Raw genomic sequence first — 18,304 nt, 5'->3', positions numbered from 1 at the left:
CGGTCCGCTGGTGTCCCCGCCGGGGGTGGTCGTCGTGCCGGTCGCGGCGACCGCCCCCGGCGGCTCTCCCGGGAGGTCGGGGAAAGCGCTTTACAGCTCGTCCGCGCCGTGCCACGATATGGCCCCGTAATATAGGCCAATCTCGATGGCTGGCCCGCCTGCAGGCCAGGACCCCTGGGAGAGTCAGCGTGAACGTTCTGTCGAGGCGGCGGCGAGTCCTGTCGGTGGCCGCCGCCGCCCTCACCACCGCCACCACGGTCGTCGCGGGCGTCGCGACCACCGGCTCCGCGCAGGCCGCAGCCGGCTGCCAGGTCACCTACGCGGTGGCCAGTCAGTGGGACGGCGGCTTCAGCGCCACCATCAGGATCAAGAATCTGGGGGACGCCGTCACCGGATGGCGCCTGGGCTGGACGTTCACCGCCGGTCAGGCCGTGACCCAGTCGTGGGGCTTCACCGCGAGCCCGGCCAGTGGCAACGTGGTCGCGACGAACGTGGACTACACCGCGTCCATCCCGACCAACGGCACGGTGGAGGTCGGCTTCAACGGGTCCTGGAACAACTCCAGCAACCCCGCGCCGACCGTCTTCACCTTCAACGGCACTGCCTGCACCGGCACGACCGCGCCCACCACCACCCCGCCGACGACCCCGCCGCCGACCACTGCGCCCCCGACCACTCCGCCGCCGACGACCCCGCCCGCGACGACCCCGCCCCCTGCCGGGACGCCGACCGTGGCGTCCGACGGCACCGGCACGTACCGCACCGTGCAGGCCGCGATCAACGCGGTGCCGACGAACAACAGCTCGCGGGTCACCATCACGATCAAGCCGGGCACCTACCGCGAGGTCGTCACGGTGCCGGCCAACAAGCCCCACATCACCCTGCGGGGCCTGGGCTCGTCGCCGTCGAACACCGTGCTCGTCTACAACAACTACGCCGCCACCCACGGCACGTTCAACAGCGCCAGCATGTTCGTCTACGGGGCCAACTTCGTCGCGGAGAACCTGACGATCTCCAACGACTACGTCGAGAACTGGAACAACAGCGACCAGCAGGCGGTCGCCCTGCACCTCAACGCCGACCGCGCGGTGCTGCGCAACGTGCGGCTGCTCGGCGACCAGGACACCTTCCTGGTCAACGACAACACCCGCGCCTACGTGGTCGACTCCTACGTGGAGGGCACCGTCGACTTCATCTTCGGCGGCGGCACCGTCGTGCTCGACCGGGCCTCGATCTACGAGAAGCGGTCCACCGGCGGGCCGATCACCGCCGCCCGCACGCCCGCCAACAAGACGTACGGGATGCTGATCTACCGTTCGACCATCACCGGCGCGACCAGCAACACCACCACCCTCGGCCGGCCGTGGGGCCCGACCGCCCAGGTGCTGTACCGGGAGTCGTCGCTCAGCGGGACCATCAAGACCGCGCAACCCTGGACCGACATGTCCGGCAACGTCTGGCAGAACGCCCGGTTCCTGGAATACCGCAACACCGGGGCCGGTGCGGGCGTCAACAGCAACCGTCCGCAGCTCAGCGACTCGCAGGCGGCCAACTACACGCCGCAGAAGTACCTCGCGGGCTCCGACGGCTGGAACCCGATGTGACCCCGCTCGACAACGAGTCTCTCACCCCCTCCTCCGGAGACTCGATGACGACGAAGAAGGCGCGCGGCACCTGGCGGTCCGCGCTGGTGCTGGGCACGACCGCCGCGCTCGCGGCGGTGGGCGCGGTGACGGCGGTCTCCGCCCAGGCGGCGGCGGGCTGCCGCGTCGACTACAAGGTCGCCAGCTCGTGGGACGGCGGCTTCAACGGCGACGTGACCGTCACCAACCTCGGCGACGCCGTCAACGGGTGGAAGCTGACCTGGACGTTCACCGCGGGTCAGCAGGTGACCCAGGCGTGGAACGCGACGATCCCGGCCGGAACGTCGAACATCACCGCGACGAACGTCAGCTACAACGCGGCGATCCCCGCCAACGGCACGGCCAGCTTCGGGTTCAGCGGGACGCAGAACGGCAGCAACCCGGTGCCGACGAACTTCGCCCTCAACGGCACCGCCTGCACGGGCGGGGTCACGCCCACCAGCGGCACCCCGACGGCGCCGCCGCCGACCACCCCGCCCCCGACCACCCCGCCGCCCAGCGGCGTCCCGTACGCCAACAACCCCGACGGGTTCGCCGGGGCGGCCGGCACCACCGGCGGCGCGGGCGGCACCACGGTCACCGTCACCAACCAGGCCGACCTGGAGCGGTACGCCGGCGCCAGCGCCGCGCACGTCATCCGGGTCAACGCGGCGATCACGGTGAGCCCGTACGGCAAGGAGATCCCGGTCACGTCCAACAAGACGATCGTGGGCGTCGGCAAGAACGGCCAGATCGTCAACGGCGGGTTCTTCCTCAGCGAGGGCACCAGCAACGTCATCATCCGGAACCTGACGATCCGCGACACCAGGATGACGTCCGATGACCCGGACGACAAGGAGTTCGACTACGACGGCATCCAGATGGACACCGCCAACAAGATCTGGATAGATCACAACCAGATCGTGCGGATGAACGACGGCCTGATCGACAGCCGCAAGGACACCACGAACCTGACCGTTTCGTGGAACGTCATCGGCGAGGGCAACAAGGCGTTCGGCATCGGCTGGACCACCAACGTCACCGCCCGGATGACCATCCACCACAACTGGATCCACCACACCAACTCGCGTAACCCCAGCACCGACAACGTGGCCTATGCCCACCTCTACAACAACTACCTGCAGAGCGTCACGGGCTACGGCAACTACTCGCGCGGCTACACGAAGATGGTCCTGGAGAACAGCTACTTCGAGGGCGTGAAGGACCCGTACTACCGGGACGACACCGCCGAGCTGCGCCAGTCCGGCAGCATCTGCGTCAGCTGCAGCGGCCAGCAGGAGACCGGCGGCTCGGCGTTCAACCCGAGCAACTTCTACTCCTACACCCTCCACCCGGCGTCCCAGGTGCCGAGCCTGGTCAGGACGTACGCCGGACCGCAGTCAGCCATCGGAAACTGACCGGTCGACGGTGGACCAGGCGTGGCCCGCCCGCCCCGCATAGTGGCGGGTGGGCCCCGCCGTTCCGGCGGCCGGAGCGGCTCGGGTCGCCGCGTGGACGCGCGTGTCGCCCCGTGGCCGTGCCGACGGGGTCACACGAGGGACTCCTGGTCGCTGCGGGGGCGCACCGGTGTGCCCCGCACGCCGAAGCGCATGGCGCTGTCCGCGATCCGCCCGTAGCGCAGGGCGACGAGGTCGGACGGATAGCTGCGGCGGACCCGCCAGGGTGGCCGTTCGCCCTGCTTGGGCAGGCTCGCGGCGGCCCGGCGCACGTATCCCGACGTGAGGCCGACCAGGGGGCGGACGGCTTCGACCCGGCCGTCGACGTGGGGCGCGGCCCACGCGAGCCCGCGGCGGTCCAGGTGCGCGAGCAGCCGGCACACGTACTGCGAGGTGAGGTCGGCGCGCAGCGTCCACGACGCGTTCGCGTAGCCGACGCACCAGGCGAGGTTCGGCACGCCGGACAGCATCATGCCCTTGTACATCAGCGTCCGGCCCGGGTCGACCGGCGTGCCGTCGACGTGGAGGGCGATCTCGCCCACCGCGACCATGCGCAGGCCGGTGGCGGTGACGACGATGTCGGCGGGCACCGTCTCGCCGGAGGCCATCCGCAGCCCGTCGGGGACCAGCGCGGCGACCTCGCCGGTCACCACGGTGGCGCGCCGTTGCCTGATGGCCCGGAAGAAGTCCCCGTCGGCGCTGAGGCACAGGCGCTCGTCCCACGGGTCGTAGCGGGGGCGGAAGTGCGGGTCGAGCGGCAGCACGCCGGCGAGTTCCCGGGCCACGCCCGCCCGCAACAGGGCCGCGGCGCGGGCCGGCCAGCGCCGCATGAGGTGGTAGGCGAGGGTCGTGACCGCGACGTTCTTGACCCGGGCGGTCCGGTGCACGGCCGCCGCCGGCAGCACCGCCCGCAGGGCGGCGACCATCCGGTCCCGGGTGGGCTGTGCGACGACGTACGTCGGCGACCGTTGCACCATCGTGACGTGCTCCGCCCGTTCGGCCAGCGCCGGCACGAGGGTGATCGCGGTGGCGCCGCTGCCGATCACGGCGACCCGCCGGTCGGCGTGGTCGAGGTCTTCGGGCCAGTCCTGCGGGTGCACCACCCGGCCTTGGAAGGTCTCCCGCCCGGGCAGGTCGATCTCGTGGCCGCCGGTGTAGCTGAAGTAGCCGCTGCACAGGTAGAGGAACCGGCACGACCAGCTGGCCGGCTGCCGCTGCGGGCCGACCTCGGCCTCCACGGTCCACCGGGCGTGCGCCGAGGACCAGGACGCCCGCACCACCCGGTGGCGGAGCCGGACGTGCCGGTCGAGGCCGGCGTCGACGGCCGTGCGGCGGATGTAGTCGAGGACGCCCGCCCCGTCGGCGATGGACCGCTCGCCGGTCCAGGGGCGGAACGGGTAACCGAGGGTGAACATGTCGGAGTCCGAGCGGACGCCGGGGTAGCGGAAGAGGTCCCAGGTGCCGCCGAGGGCGTCGCGCGCCTCGAGGACGAGGAAGGAGGTGCCCGGTCTTCTGGTCTGTAGTCGGTAGGCTGCGCCGATGCCGGACAGGCCGGCCCCGACGATGACGACGTCCACGTGCCGCACGGTCATGACTACGCGCTCCGCTCAAGGAGTGGTCAGGAAGGCTGGTTGCGCGCGGTGCGGGGGGCGGTGCTCGGATGTCACGGGCGGATGCCAGCGTAGGAGAGGGTGTGTGCAGTGTCAACATCGCGGTCGGGTCCCTTCCACCACGGCAATCTGCCGCACGCCCTGCTCGACGCGGGGATGGAGCTGCTGCTGGCCTCCGGTGAGCCCGGGGCGCTGTCGCTGCGGGAGGTGGCGCGCCGCGCCGGGGTCTCCGCGAACGCCCCGTACCGGCACTACGCGGACAAGGACGCGCTGCTCACCGCCCTGGCGGTGCGCGGATACGACGCCCTCGCCGAGTGCCTCTCGGCCGCCGACGGCGCGGGCGGCGCGGCGGAGGCGATCCCCGCCATGGCCGAGGCGTACGTGCGGTTCGCCCTGGACCGCCCGGGGCTGTTCCGGCTGATGTACGCCTACCCGTGTGGACGGTCGAACGCCGAGGCGCTCGCCGCGGCCGCGAGGTGCACGGCGGTCATCGAGGGCCGCCTGGCGCGAGAGGTGCCGGCCGGGCGGCGGCCTGCGGCGCTGCTCGCCACCTGGTCGCTCGTGCACGGCCTCGCCTCGCTCCTGCTGGAGGGGCGGATCGTCGTCGGCCCCGGCGGTCTCGCCGAGTTGGTGCGCGCGACCGTGGCCGAGTTGACGCCGATGGGCGCGGGGGTCGTGGCCGACGGGTGAGCGGAAACTGTCCGGTTTCCGTCAATGATTGGTCGTGACGGCGTATCCGGCGACCCGTCGGGCCATTTTGAACGGTTATCGGCGTCGATTCCCTGGCTTGGCGCGTCGCGTCCGTCCTCAGTGGCTTCGATGTTATCGGGGCGTGAACAGATTTCACATCGTGAAAAATTTGCATCCGTCATCGTGAGCATCGGGTTGCCGGCAGTAACTTGGCGAAGGTTGAGTGCAGCTTCGGGGGGAATCTGAGCTGTCCTGTCTGACATGTGTGGCCATCGGAGGCCGCGCTTCCCCTTTGTTGTTCGTTGCTGGGTGAGCCGGATCGTGGGTCCCCGCAAAGCGGGCGATTCGATTCGGTGCGAAGTCGTGGGCGATTCACATTCCCGTTTGCCGAGAACGTGCGATTGGTGGTGTAGGTGGCCTTGGCGACTTCTGGCGCGAGGATGATCGGCATCGGCACATATCGACCACGAACAATTGTGTGTAACGATGATCTGGTGCGGGGCACGACCTATACGGACGACTGGGTCAGGCGCCGCACCGGCGTCGTACGACGTGGACACGCCGCCGCGGACGAGACCATCACGGAAATGGCCAGCCGGGCCGGCAGCCGGGCGATGGCCGCCGCCGGCATCTCCGCCGACGCCGTCGACATGGTGCTCGTCGCCTCCATGTCGGACCTCCGGCAGACCCCGGCGGCGGCCCCCGAGATCGCCTTCAGGCTGGGGGCCCGGCGGGCGGCGGCACTCGACATCGACGCCGCCTGCGCCGGGTTCAGCTACGGGGTGGGCATGGCCGACGCGCTGGTCCGCGCCGGGACCGTGCGACACGTGCTGCTGATCGGCGTCGACCGGATGACCGACCTGGTCTCCCGCGAGGGCAGCGCCGCGCTGCTGTTCGCCGACGGCGCCGGGGCCGTGGTCATCGGCCCCGGCGACACGATGGGGATCGGGCCGACGGTGTGGGGCGCCGACGGCGCCCGCCGCGAGCTCATCGCCCACGGGGCGAGCTGGCGGGACTACCGGGACCGACCGGAGCAGCCCTGGCCGACCATGCAGATGGCGGGGCGCGAGGTGTTCCGCTGGGCCATCGACACCGTTCCGGAGCTCGGCCGGCGCGCGGTGGAGGCAGCGGGCCTGGAGATGGCCCAGGTCAGGGCGTTCGTGCCGCACCAGGCCAACCTGCGCATCATCGAGCGGGCCGCCGAACGGCTCGGCCTGTCGGCCGACACCCCGGTCGCCGACGACATCATCAACGCCGGAAACACCTCCGCGGCGTCCATCCCGCTGGCCCTGGAACAGCTCCGGCAGGCCGGGCGCGCCCACCGCGGCGACTGGGCGCTGCTGGTCGGCTTCGGTGCCGGGCTGGCCTACGCCGCCCAGGTCGTCCAGGTGCCGTGAGCCCCGGCGCCCGGCCGGCGGCGCGGCCCCCGCCACCGGCGAACGTCATCACCGAGGTCGTCCAGACGGGGGAGAGCAATGCCATTCATCGACAACACCGCCGCGGCGCCGCGGCGTCGTGAACTCGACCAACTGCGTACGGTGTTCGACCTGGCGGGGTCCGGCACGGCCTGGGCCTTCGTCCGGGGCGATCCCGGCACCGGCAAGACCTGGCTGCTCAACGCGGTCGCCGAGGAGGCCGCCGGGGAGGGCTTCCTGGTGCTCCGGGGCCGGGGCAGCGAATACGAGCGACACGTGCCGTTCAGCCTGCTGGTGCACGCGCTGGACGACTACCTCGACGGCCTGGGCGGCGACCTGCTGGCCGGGTTGGGCGACAACCGGGTGGCCGACCTCGCGCGGGTCTTCCCCTCGCTGAGCGGCCGGGACCAGACCTGCCCGCAGGCGGCCCAGGACAACAACTACCGCGCCCACCGGGCGATGCGGGCGCTCGTGGAGCGGCTCGCCGAGCCGTCGGGCCTCGTCCTCGTCCTCGACGACCTGCAGTGGGCCGACCGGGAATCCGTGGCATTCCTCGCCCACCTGCTCGAACGGCAGCCCAAGGGCCGGCTGCTGCTGCTCGCCGCCTGGCGCAGCGGGCCATGCGAGGGGCCGCTGGTCGGCCTGTGCCTGTGCACCGAACAGCCCGGCGTCGCCGTCGAGCTGGAGCCGCTGCCCGACCGGGAGGCCGAGACGTTCCTGACCGCCGTACGCGGCCCGCGCCGCCGGGCCGAGCTGCTGCGCCTCTGCGGCGGCAACCCCTTCTACCTGCGCGCCCTGGCCGAGCAGGGCGGCGGCCGGCCCGTCGACCGCCTTCCCGACCGGATCGTCACCGTGCTGCGCTGGGAACTCGGCCGCCTCAGCGAGCCCGCGCGGCACCTGCTCACGTCCGCGGCGATCGTGGGGGAGACCTTCCACCTGGAACTCGTGCGGGCCGTCAACGGCACCACCGACGAACAGACCCTCCTGGCGGCGGACGAGCTGGTCTCCTCCGGACTGATCAGGGAGACCGACGTACCGCGTGAGTTCGCCTTCCGGCAGCCGATCGTCCGCCACGGGGTCTACCTGCTCGCCTCGCCGGGCCGCCGGGTGTCCGGCCACCGGCGGGCCGCCGAGGCGCTGCGCGGCGCTCCCGCCCGGCGGCGTGCCGTGCACCTGGCGGCGTTCGCCACCCCGCCGGACCCGGAGGCGGCGGCCACCCTGACCGAGGCCGCGCGGGAGACCGTCGACGTGGACCCGGCACGGGCCGCCGAGTGGTTCCGGACCGCCCGCGCCCTGGAACGGGACCCGGTGGCCCGGCACGAGGCGCTCCTGGGCCAGGGCGACGCCGCCGCGGCGGCCGGGTTGCTGCAGCAGGCCCGCGCCGCGTACGACCGGGCCTGGTCGCACGAGCCCGACCGACGCCCCGACGGCCGGCTCGAACTGGCCCGTCGGCTGGCCATGGTCGAGTTCCTGACCGGACACCACACCAGGACGCGGGAGCGGGTCCGGGCGCTGCGCGCGGAAGCGGACAGCGCCGACGCGGAGGCCGTGGCGCTGCTGTCGGCGCTCGGGGCCTGCGCCGCCGCCCAGGCGGGCGACTCCGCGGAGCTGCGGCGGCTGGCCGGGGAGTCGCTCCGGCACGCCCGTACGCCCCCCGCCCGTGCCCTCGCCAACGGTCTCGTCGGCCTCGGCCAGCTCCAGCAGCACGCCATGAACCAGGCGCTGGCGGCCCGCGTCGCGGCCCGGCGGGAGCTGACCCTGGTCTGCGACCGGGAACTGCCGACGCACCCCGAGGCGCTGCTCGTCCCGGCGCTGCTCGAACTGCTAATGGGCGACTACGCCGAGGCCATCGTGCTCGTCGACCGGCTGCTGTCGCACCGGCGGCCCGCCCCGGCCGTCTGGTGGCGCGCCCCGGCGCTGTGGATCGCGGCCCGGGCCCGACTCGCCCTCGGGGAGCCGGCGGAGGCGGCGGAACTCGTCGAGGCCGCCGTCGAACTCGCCGAGGACGGGCAGGCGCGGGCCGTCCTGCCCTGGGCGCTGCTGACCGCCGCCGAGATCCGCACGCTGGCCGACGACGACGACGGCGCGGTTCGGCTGGCGCTGGAGGCCGTCGCAGCGACCGGCGACGACGACACCTCGCGGGCGGTGGCCGAGCAGTGGGCGACCATCGTCCGGATCGACGTGGGCGACGTCGTCGCCGACCTGGAGACGGTCGTGGCGCTGCGGCGGGTGGCACCCGTCGACCCCGTCAGCGACGGGGCGTGGCGCTGCTGCGCCGCCGCGGCGGCGCTCGGCGAGAACCGCTTCGACGAGGCCGACGAGCAGGCCCGCGCCGCCGAGGACGTCGCCCGGGCGACGGGGCTGCCGATGGCCACGGTCCACGCCCAACGGGCCCGGGCGATGGTGCACCTCGCCCGACGGGAGGCGGCCGCGGCGGCGGAGTGCGCCCGCGCCGCCGCCCGGTCCGCCGCCGCGGCCGGCGCGCGAGTCGAGGCGGCCCGGGACATGCTCACCGAGGCCGCGGCGCTGGCCCTGGGCGGCAACCGGGCCGGCGCGGCGACCGTGCTGCGGGTCGCGCTCGACGAGTTCCGGGACTGCGGCGCGGTGCGCTACGAACGGGAGGCCGCCCGGGAACTGCGCCGGCTCGGCCGGCGCACCCCGCTGGGCCCGGTGCCGACGGTGGCCGACCAGCGCCTGCCGTTGTCGGACCGGGAGTGGCAGATCGCCGAGCTGGTGGCGGCGGGCCGCACCAACCGGCAGATCGCCGCGGCCCTGCTGCTGAGCGCCAAGACGGTGGAGACCCACCTGACCCGCATCTTCGGCAAGCTCGGCATCACCTCGCGGGCCCTGCTCGCGCGAGCCGTGGAGCGGGAACGGATCCGGCGCCCCGCCACCCGGGCGGCGGGCCGCCCCGACGCGTGGTCGGCACCCCGAACCCCTGCCCGACGCCGCGCCGGCTGATTCGGGGTGCCCGAGCGGGGTTCTCCGGATGGTCGGCCGGGGTGCCGGCCGACAGTCTGTATCCCGTGCCGCGGGGCGTAACGGCCCCGCCCGCACGACAACGACGTCGACGGCTCACGGCCGTCGACCGGGGGAGGTTGCGCATGACGCTCGATGACGAGTTGTACGACGACGTCACGACGCTGTTGGCGAACCACTGTGCCGTCGACCCGGCCCGGGTGGGGCCGACCACGCAGCTCTTCGACGAGCTGGGTCTCGACTCGCTGGACCTGATCGGGATGGCGCAGGCGCTGCAGAGCAAGTACTCGGTGGCCCTCGACAACGAGGGCATCGCCGAGATCCGGACCGTCGGCGACGTCGTCGCCTTCGTCCGCCGACGCATGTCGGACCGCGTGGCCGGCGCCGGCGCCGGCGAGTCGACCGTCCTGGAGAGGTGACACATGCCCGCCTACATCACCGCGATGGGCCGCTTCCTGCCCGGCGAGCCGGTGCCCAACGAGGAGGTCGAGGACTACATCGGCGTCATCGGCCGGGCCACGTCCAACCTGCGGGAGCAGACCCTCGCCAACGCCGGCATCAAGACGCGGTACTACGCGATCGACAAGAACCAGCAGACCCGGTACTCGAACACCCGGATGGCGGCCGAGGCCGTGCGCGCCGCCGTCGCCCGGTCCGAGATCCAGCTCGACGACATCGACCTTATCGCCGCCGGCAGCACCATCCCGGACCTGATCGCACCGGGGATGGCCAGCATGGTGCACGGCGAGCTGGGCAACGCGCCGTGCGAGATCGTCTCGACGCACGGCGTGTGCAACTCCGGGATGATGGCCCTGAAGAACGCCTACCTCCAGATCAACGTCGGCGAGAAGCGCAACGCGATCGCCGTGGCCTGCGAGAACCCGACCCGCAGCTTCAAGAGCATCCGGAACAGCGACGTCCGCCCAGTGGACGAGGAGGGCTCCCTGGCGCTGGAGATGGCCTTCCTGCGCTACATGCTCTCCGACGGCGCCGGCGCGGCGCTCGTCCAGGACCGGCCCGCCTCCGCCGGGGTCAGCCTGCGCATCGACTGGCTCACCCTGACGTCGTACGCGAACACCGGCGACACCTGCATGTACTTCGGCCTGCCGAACAACACCTCCACCAAGGCGTGGTGGGACTACGACACCCCGGCCGACGCCCTCGCCGACGGTGCCCTGTCCCTGCGGCAGAACCTCGCGTTGCTGCCGCACTTGGTGAAGGTCGGCATCGACGAGTACGAGCGGCTGCTGGCGGCCGGCCGGTTCGACCCCGACACCCTGCGTTGGCTCCCCGCGCACTACTCCAGCGAGCGGATGAAGCAGATGGTGCTGCGCGAGATGGCCCGCCGCGGCACCCCCGGCCCGCCCGTCGACGTGTGGTACAGCAACCTGCCGCAGGTGGGCAACATCGGGTGCGCCAGCATCTACGTGATCCTGGAGGAGATCCTCTCCCAGGGGCTGGTCAACCCCGGCGACACCATGCTGTGCATGGTGCCCGAGTCGGGCCGGTTCTCCGTCTCGTTCATGCACCTGACCGCGGTGACCGCCGACGGGGAGGGCTGACGGGTGCCGGACGCCGCCTCGGCCCCGCCGACCGTGACCGTCTACTCCTACAGCCAGACCGGCCAACTCGACGAGGTCCTGGGTGCCCTGACGGCCCCGCTGGTGAAGGCGGGCGTCGAGGTCGACACCGTCACGGTCCGGCCGGTCACCCCGTACCCCTTCCCGTGGCCGGTGCGCCGCTTCTTCGGCATCTTCCCCGAGGCGGTCGACCCGGCGGCGCGGGTGCCGTACACCCTGGACCCCCCCACCGCGCCCCCGGGCGACCTCGTGGTGCTCGGCTACCAGGTCTGGTACCTCGCCCCGTCGATCCCCGTCCGGTCCCTGCTGGACAGCGGTCACCTCGCCGGGCGGGACGTGCTCGGCGTGGTCGCGTGCCGCAACATGTGGTATTCGGCGGCGCTGGAGTTCCGTCGGCTGGTGGAGGCGGCGGGCGGCCGGCTGGTGGGCACCGTGGCCGCCATCGACACCGCGCCGGCCGGGGTCACCTTCGTCACCACGCTGCGGTGGCTGCTGGCCGGCCGCCGGGGCCCCTTCTGGCGGTTCCCCGCAGCCGGCGTGAACGAGCGGGAGCTGACGCGGGTGCGCGACCTGGGCGAGGAACTCGCCGCCGTGCTCACCACGCCGGCCGCCGCGCCCCTCGCCCACCGCGTCGGCGACCTGCTGCACCGCCGGGACGCGGCACCGGTGGAGGTGCCGATCGCCGCCGGGGACCTGCTCGCCGGGGCCGCGTTCGGGTGGTGGGGCCGCCGGATCCGACAGCGCCGGACCGCCGGCGGGCGGGCGCTGCTGACCGGCGCCTTCGTCGGCACCCTCGCCGGGGCGATCCTGCTCGGCCTGCCGGCGCTCGCCGCGGCCCACGCCGTGAACCGGGGGGCGCTGTCCAGGGCGGTGCACCGCCGCCTGGCGCCAGCGCTCGCCGCCGCCGCCGGACCGACCATGTCGGCAGGCCCACGGTGACGGACTCCCGTACCGAGGTGGCGATCGTCGGCGGCGGCCCCGTCGGCCTCGCCACCGCACACGCCCTGGCGGCCCACGGCATCCGCTCGACGGTCGTCGAGGCGCGCGCCACCCCCGCCCGGCACCCGCGGGCCACCATGGTCAACGCCCGGACGATGGAGATCCTGCGCCGGTTCGGGCTCGCGGAGGCCGTCCGGCAGGCCGGGGTGCCCATCGAGGACATGCCCCGGGTGTCGTTCGTCCGCTCCCTCGCGGGCGTCCACCTCGGCTCGATCGAGCTGGTCCCCGACGCCGCCACGCTGATGCGGATGATGGCGCAGAGCCCCGTGCTGCCGACCATCTGCCCGCAGCACCGGCTCGAACGGATCCTCGCCGACGCGCTGCGCGCGAACCCCGACGTGGAGCTCAGGACGGGCACGACGGTGACCGACCTCGTCGCCGACCCGGACGTCGGCGTCCGCCTCACCCACCGCGGCCCCGACGGCGTGGTCGGGCACGTCGAGGCCCGGTACGCCGTGCTCGCCGAGGGCCTGCATGGCCGGATCCGCAGCCGGGCCGGGCTGGAGGTGCGGCACCAGCCGCCGCTGGGCCGCCTGCTGGACGTGCACTTCATCGGCGACCTCACCCCCTGGATCCGGGGCCGGGAGAGCGCCCTGTACTGGATCGTCAACCCCCGGGTGAACGGGGTGATCATCGCCGTGGACCCGCAGCGCAGCGAGTGGCTGCTGGAGGTGCCCGCGCTCGGCGACGACGCCGACGAGACGCTGTTCGCCCCCGACCGGGACCACGCGGCCCTCGTCGCCGAGGCGGTCGGCGCGTCGGTCCGGGTCGAGGTCCGCTCGGTCCGGACCTGGACCATGGGCACCACCGCCGCGCACCGGTGGCGGGACGGTTCCGGGCGGGTGTTCGTCGCCGGGGACGCGGCCCACACCTTCCCGCCCACCGGCGGCTTCGGCATGAACACCGGCATCCAGGACGCCCACCACCTGGCCTGGCGGCTGGCGGCGGTGCTGCGGGGCTGGGGCGGGACGGCACTGCTCGACGACTACGAGCGGGAGCGCCGCCCCGTGGCCGACTTCAACGCCCGGCAGAGCGAGCACAACGCGCTGCTCATGCGGGACTTCCTGGAGCACGACGCCGCGTCCTACGCCACGGCCCTGGCCCGTGCCGGCGACGACGCCCGGGACGCCGTCGCGGCGCTCGCGCCGATGCTGGAACAGCACCGGCCCCACTTCGACTTCGCCGGGCAGGCCCTCGGCTTCCGGTACCCGCCGGCGGCGACCCGGGCCGCCGACGCCCCCGCCGAGGTGGTGCGCGACGTCGTGCGCTACCAGCCGGAGGCCGTGCCCGGGGCGCGCGCGCCGCACGCCTGGCTCGACTCCGCCACGCGCCGCGCTGCCGTGGAGGACTGGACGGCGAACGGCTTCGCGCTGTTCACGGCCGGTCCCGCCGACCGGTGGCAGGACGCCGTACGGGCCTGGTCGGGCCCCGTGCCGGTGGTGCTCGTCGCCGTGACGGATGCCGACTCACCGGCGTCGGCGGACACCGTCGTCGACACCACCGGGGCCTTCGCCGACGCCTACCGGCTGGCCCCACGGGAGGCGGTGCTGGTCCGGCCCGACGGGCACGTGGCCGACCGGCTGCCCGGCGAGGACCCGGAGCGGGAACTGGCGGCGGCGTTGACGGCCGCGGCGGGACTGTCGGCGACGACCGTCGGAAGGGCGGGAATCCGATGACCGATACCGAGCGCCCGGAGGCCCTGGCGCCAGCGACCGAGGCCGGCCTGCGCTCCGGGGAACGGGCGGCGGTCCGCGCCGCCCTGGCCGACCTGACCCGTGCCCAGCTCGTGGCCTGGCTGCGCACCCCGGCGGGCGCGGAGGTGCTGCACGACGCGTTCCGGCGGATGCCGGACTTCTTCGTCCGCAACCTCCTCGGCGAGGAGACCGTGGCCCGCTGGCGGGTGCGCCGGCCGCCGGCCGAACCGATCGAGTACGATCTCGCCCTCGGGCCGCACGGGTGCGAGGTGCGGCCCGTCGCCGCCGACCGTCCCGCCGCGGTGACGCTCGTCTTCGACAGCGCCGCCTTCGTCGAGATGGCCAGCGGCGCCCGGCGCGGCGTCGACCTGATGCTGCACGGGCAGCTGCGGGTGCAGGGCGACGTGCAGCTCGCCATGCGGATGGAACGCATGTTCGGCCTCGACGGCGACGGGCCGCGATGACGCCGACCCGTCGCCGGGTGGCGGTCACCGGGATCGGCCTGGTCACCCCACTCGGCGTCGGCGTGGACGCGGTGTGGGACGGGCTGCGGCGCGGCTCGTCCGGGATCCGGCCCATCTCGCGGTTCGACGCGACCCGGCTTCCCGTGCGGATCGCCGGTGAGGTCGTCGACTTCGACCCGCACGACTGGGTGTCCCGCAAGGACTGCATCCGCCTGGACCGGGTGCTGCACTTCGCGCTGGCGGCGGCCCAGCAGGCCGTCGACGACGCGGGCGGCCTCGCGGACCCGGACAGCACGGCCACCGTCGTGGGCAGCGCGATCGGCGGGGCCGCGAGCATCGAGCGGGGCGTGCACGTCGACATCGACCGGCCCCGGATGGTGTCGCCCTTCTTCGTGCCGAACTCGATCGCGAACATGCCGGCCGCTTTCGTCGCCCACCGGTTCGGCCTGCGCGGGCCCAGTTCGGCGCCGGTCACCGCGTGCGCGGCGTCGACCGACGCGGTCGGGCAGGCGATGCGGCTGGTCCGCGACGGGTACGCCGACGCCGCGGTGGCCGGCGGCGCCGAGTCCTGCCTCGTGTCGCCGATCGTCGCCGGCTTCGCGAACATGCGCGCCCTGTCCGTACGCAACGACGACCCCACGGGGGCCTCGCGGCCGTTCGACGCCCGCCGGGACGGCTTCGTGCTCGCCGAGGGCGCGGCGATGCTGGTGCTCGAACCGGTCGAGGCGGCCCTGCGCCGGGGCGCGCGCGTCTACGCCGAGGTCACCGGGTTCGGGCAGAGCAACGACGCGCACCACATGACGGCCCCCGATCCCACCGGCCGGGGCGCCGCGGCCGCCATGACCGCGGCGCTGGCCGACGCCGGCCTCCCCGCCGACCACGTCGACTACGTCAACGCCCACGCGACGTCGACGAAGATGGCCGACATCGCCGAGACCGTGGCCATCCGGCGGGCGTTCGGCGCACACGCCGCAGCGCTGCCGGTCAGCTCGACCAAGTCGATGACAGGCCACCTGCTCGGTGCCGCCGGGGCCCTGGAGGCCGCGATCTGCGCGCTGGCCCTGCGGCACCAGTGGATCCCGCCCACGGTCAACCACCAGGTCCCCGACCCCGAGTGCGACCTGGACTACGTGCCCAACGTCGGCCGCTCCCGGCAGGTCCGCGCCGCCCTGTCGAACTCGTTCGCCTTCGGTGGCCACAACGCCTCGCTCGTGTTCCGCCGCCACCAACCCGAGGAGTGAGCATGGATCTCGAATTCGAAGCACGCTGCACCGCCCAGCTCAAGTCGCCCCTCATGGTGGGCGCCGGCCCGATGGGGATCAGGATGGTCTTCCAGGTGGTCGAGGGCGAGCTCAGCGGGCCCCGGATCAAGGCCAGGGTGGTCGGCGCGGGGGCCGACTGGGTCTTGGTCGGCTCGGACAACTGGGCCCGGATGGACGTCCGCGCCCAGTTCGAGACGGAGGACGGGGCCGTCCTCTACGCGCAGTACCACGGCCTGATCGAGATGAACGACGCCACCGTCCGGGCGCTCGCGGAGGGCACCCCCACCGAGTTCACCGACCACTACTTCCGCATCACCCCCCGCCTGGAGACGGGCGGCGAGGGATACGAGTGGGTCAACCAGGCCCTCTTCGTCGGCCAGGGCCGGTTCCTGCCCGGACTCGGCCTCGAGTACGAGATCTACCGGATCGTCTGATGGCCGGCGACGACTCCGTGCTCGTGGTCGGCGCCGGGCCCACCGGCCTCGCGCTCGCCTGCGAGCTGCGCCGACGCGGCGTGCCCTGCGCGGTGGTGGAGGCCCGCGTCCGGCGGGGCGACCGGAGCAAGGCGATCGCGATCTGGCCCCGCGTCCTGGAGATCCTGGCCGACCTCGGCGCCGCCGACGAGGCGGTCGACCGGGGCATCCGGCTCGCCGGCGCCACGGCCTGGTCGCACGGCCGCCCGACGCTCTCCTTCGGCCTCCACGACCTGCCCAGCCGCTTCCCGTTCGGCCTGGTGCTGCCGCAGTACGAGACCGAGGAGATCCTGGAGCGCCGGCTCGCCGCGCTCGGCGGCGAGGTCGAACGCGGCGTCGCCTGCGTGGCGGTGCGCGCCGACCCGCTCGGCGTCACCGTCGTCCTGCGGCATCCCGGCGGCACCGAGGAACGCCGGTTCGGCTGGGTCGTCGGCTGCGACGGCTCCGACAGCGTCGTCCGGGCCGCCGCCGGCATCGCCATGCGCCAGCGGCTGGAGCCGGAGGGGTGGATCGGCGCGGACGTGCGGCTGAGCACCGCACTCGAACCGACGCGGGTCAACTACTTCCTCTCCGCCGGGGAGGTGCTGCACGTCGTGCCGCTGCGCGCGGGCGGCGGCACCCCGACGTGGCGCATCACGATGAACGTCGGGAAGACCCGGCCCGACCCCGCCGACTGGCCGCTGGAGCGCCTCGCGGCGGAGGCCGCGCGCCGCGCCGCGGTCCCCGTCCGGGTGCACGAGACGGAGTGGGTGACCGGCTTCCGGGTGCGCCAGGGACTCGCCACCCGGTTCCGGCTGGGCCGGGTCCTGGTCGCCGGCGACGCCGCCCACGTGCACAGCCCCGCCGGGGCGCAGGGCATCAACTCGGGGCTGCAGGACGCCGCCAACCTCGGCTGGAAGCTCGCCAGGGTGTGCCGGGGCAGCAGCTCCGCCGAGCTGCTGAACAGCTACGACGTGGAGCGCAGGCCCGCCGCGGCGGCCGTCGTCGCGGCGACCGACCGGGCGACCCGGGCCGGGACCCTGCGGTCCCCGGTGGCCGTCGTTGCCCGCGACGGGCTGTGGCGGGCGGCGATGCGGCTGGGCGTGGTCGACCGGTACGCGGCGCCGGCGATGGCCGGGTTGACGCAGCGCTACCGGAGATCGGCGGTCAGCCCGGGACGCCGCCCCCTCCTGCCCTTCGCGCCCGGCCCCGGCGGGCGCCTGCCGAACGTGACGGTCGGCGACGCCCGGCTGTGGGACCTGCTCCCCGACGGCTTCTGCATGCTCCTCGTCGGCCCGGCCGGGCCAGCCCTGCACGGGCTTCCGGCCGCGTTGCCGGTGCTGCGGCTGCCGCAGCCTGAGGTGGCGCAGGCGCTGCGGGTGCGGCGGCCGACGGCGGTCGTGGTCCGCCCGGACCGCTACGTCGCCCTGCTCTGCCCCGCCGACCGGACCGCTGCCATCACCAGGTACGTCGACACCATCGAGGAGGTGCCCGATGCCCCGGGCCGGCGACATGATCGAGAACACGATGACCGGGGAGCGGGCGGTGTTCCGCTCGACCCGTCACGAGACTGACGGCAAGCTGCTGGAAGCGGACTACCACCTCACCGCCGGCGGGTACGTGGCGGCGGCGCACGTCCACCCCCGCCAGGAGGAGACCTTCGAGGTCCTGGAGGGCAAGGTCCGGATCCGCATCGGGGGCCGGGAGATCCTCGCCGAGCCCGGCCGGACGTACGTCGTGCCCCCGGGGGTCGCCCACCGGATCGTCAACCACACCTCGGCCTCGGCGCATCTCTACAGCACCCTGCGGCCGGCGATGCTCTCCGACGAACTCCTGCAGACGATGTGGGCGCTCGCCTCCGACGGCCGCACCAACCGACGCGGCATCCCCGGCATCCTCCAGGCGGCGGTCAGCGGCGCGCACTTCCGGGGGGAGCTCTACCTCGCCGGGCCGCCGCTGTGGCTGCAGGACCTGGTCTTCCGGACCCTCGCCCCGCTCGGCCGCGCCCTCGGCTACCGCGGGGTGTACGAGTCGCGCACCGCACCGGTCCGTCGCCCCGTCGACTGACCACGCCTGTCAA

The 18,304-nt window shown here is 73.8% G+C and carries 15 protein-coding genes; 14 read left to right on the top strand and 1 reads right to left on the bottom strand.

Annotated features, from left to right (window positions below; genetic code table 11):
- Positions 1-188 precede the first annotated feature (188 nt).
- Both LPU61_RS23445 and LPU61_RS23440 read left to right on the top strand, forming a co-directional pair.
- Positions 189-1,604, top strand: coding sequence for a pectinesterase family protein (locus LPU61_RS23445; RefSeq protein ID WP_229406145.1), 1,416 nt, complete (start codon positions 189-191; stop codon positions 1,602-1,604).
- A 44-nt stretch (positions 1,605-1,648) separates the two neighbouring features.
- Positions 1,649-3,040, top strand: a complete 1,392-nt coding sequence (locus tag LPU61_RS23440; RefSeq protein ID WP_229406144.1) for a cellulose binding domain-containing protein — start codon at positions 1,649-1,651, stop codon at positions 3,038-3,040.
- Between the two features lie 131 nt (positions 3,041-3,171).
- Here LPU61_RS23440 and LPU61_RS23435 read toward each other — a convergent pair whose 3' ends face one another.
- A complete protein-coding gene (locus LPU61_RS23435) occupies positions 3,172-4,671 on the bottom strand; it encodes an NAD(P)/FAD-dependent oxidoreductase (RefSeq protein WP_043963203.1) in 1,500 nt (499 codons plus the stop codon).
- Positions 4,672-4,779: 108 nt separating this feature from the next.
- On the opposite strand from LPU61_RS23435, the gene LPU61_RS23430 reads away from it, so the two are divergent.
- The 12 genes from LPU61_RS23430 (at position 4,780) to LPU61_RS23375 (ending at position 18,291) form a co-directional block, all read left to right on the top strand.
- Complete coding sequence (locus tag LPU61_RS23430; protein ID WP_229406143.1) at positions 4,780-5,379, top strand: TetR/AcrR family transcriptional regulator; 600 nt, start codon at positions 4,780-4,782, stop codon at positions 5,377-5,379.
- A gap of 440 nt (positions 5,380-5,819) precedes the next feature.
- Positions 5,820-6,776, top strand: coding sequence for a beta-ketoacyl-ACP synthase 3 (locus LPU61_RS23425; RefSeq protein ID WP_043963205.1), 957 nt, complete (start codon positions 5,820-5,822; stop codon positions 6,774-6,776).
- Positions 6,777-6,854: 78 nt separating this feature from the next.
- Positions 6,855-9,755 (top strand): LuxR family transcriptional regulator, encoded by a 2,901-nt coding sequence (locus LPU61_RS23420; protein ID WP_229406142.1) that lies wholly within the window; start codon positions 6,855-6,857, stop codon positions 9,753-9,755.
- Between the two features lie 143 nt (positions 9,756-9,898).
- Positions 9,899-10,192, top strand: a complete 294-nt coding sequence (locus LPU61_RS23415) for an acyl carrier protein (RefSeq protein WP_043963208.1) — start codon at positions 9,899-9,901, stop codon at positions 10,190-10,192.
- A gap of 3 nt (positions 10,193-10,195) precedes the next feature.
- Positions 10,196-11,335: a hypothetical protein gene (locus tag LPU61_RS23410; protein WP_043963210.1), complete on the top strand. Its 1,140-nt coding sequence runs from the start codon at positions 10,196-10,198 to the stop codon at positions 11,333-11,335.
- A gap of 3 nt (positions 11,336-11,338) precedes the next feature.
- Positions 11,339-12,292, top strand: coding sequence for a hypothetical protein (locus LPU61_RS23405; RefSeq protein WP_229406141.1), 954 nt, complete (start codon positions 11,339-11,341; stop codon positions 12,290-12,292).
- A complete protein-coding gene (locus LPU61_RS23400; protein WP_229406139.1) occupies positions 12,289-14,028 on the top strand; it encodes an FAD-dependent oxidoreductase in 1,740 nt (579 codons plus the stop codon). Before LPU61_RS23405 ends, LPU61_RS23400 begins: the two co-directional genes overlap by 4 nt.
- On the top strand, positions 14,025-14,510 hold the full coding sequence (locus LPU61_RS23395) for an SCP2 sterol-binding domain-containing protein (protein WP_043963212.1): 486 nt from the start codon (positions 14,025-14,027) through the stop codon (positions 14,508-14,510). The genes LPU61_RS23400 and LPU61_RS23395 overlap by 4 nt, the downstream gene beginning before the upstream one ends.
- Positions 14,507-15,751 (top strand): beta-ketoacyl-ACP synthase II, encoded by a 1,245-nt coding sequence (gene fabF / locus LPU61_RS23390; protein ID WP_229406138.1) that lies wholly within the window; start codon positions 14,507-14,509, stop codon positions 15,749-15,751. Before LPU61_RS23395 ends, fabF begins: the two co-directional genes overlap by 4 nt.
- Before the next feature lie 2 nt (positions 15,752-15,753).
- Positions 15,754-16,206: a DUF3237 domain-containing protein gene (locus LPU61_RS23385; RefSeq protein ID WP_043963214.1), complete on the top strand. Its 453-nt coding sequence runs from the start codon at positions 15,754-15,756 to the stop codon at positions 16,204-16,206.
- Positions 16,206-17,798 carry an FAD-dependent monooxygenase gene (locus LPU61_RS23380; RefSeq protein ID WP_229406137.1) on the top strand — a complete coding sequence of 531 codons (1,593 nt, stop codon included), beginning with the start codon at positions 16,206-16,208 and terminating at the stop codon, positions 17,796-17,798. The genes LPU61_RS23385 and LPU61_RS23380 overlap by 1 nt, the downstream gene beginning before the upstream one ends.
- Positions 17,719-18,291 carry a cupin domain-containing protein gene (locus LPU61_RS23375; RefSeq protein WP_052503766.1) on the top strand — a complete coding sequence of 191 codons (573 nt, stop codon included), beginning with the start codon at positions 17,719-17,721 and terminating at the stop codon, positions 18,289-18,291. Before LPU61_RS23380 ends, LPU61_RS23375 begins: the two co-directional genes overlap by 80 nt.
- Positions 18,292-18,304: the final 13 nt, after the last annotated feature.

The sequence above is a fragment of the Micromonospora sp. NBRC 110038 genome (genome assembly GCF_020884815.1).
Lineage (GTDB): Bacteria > Actinomycetota > Actinomycetes > Mycobacteriales > Micromonosporaceae > Micromonospora > Micromonospora haikouensis.
The sequence above is the reverse complement of the archived record's forward strand: the minus strand, read 5'-3'. Positions and strand labels throughout refer to the sequence as shown.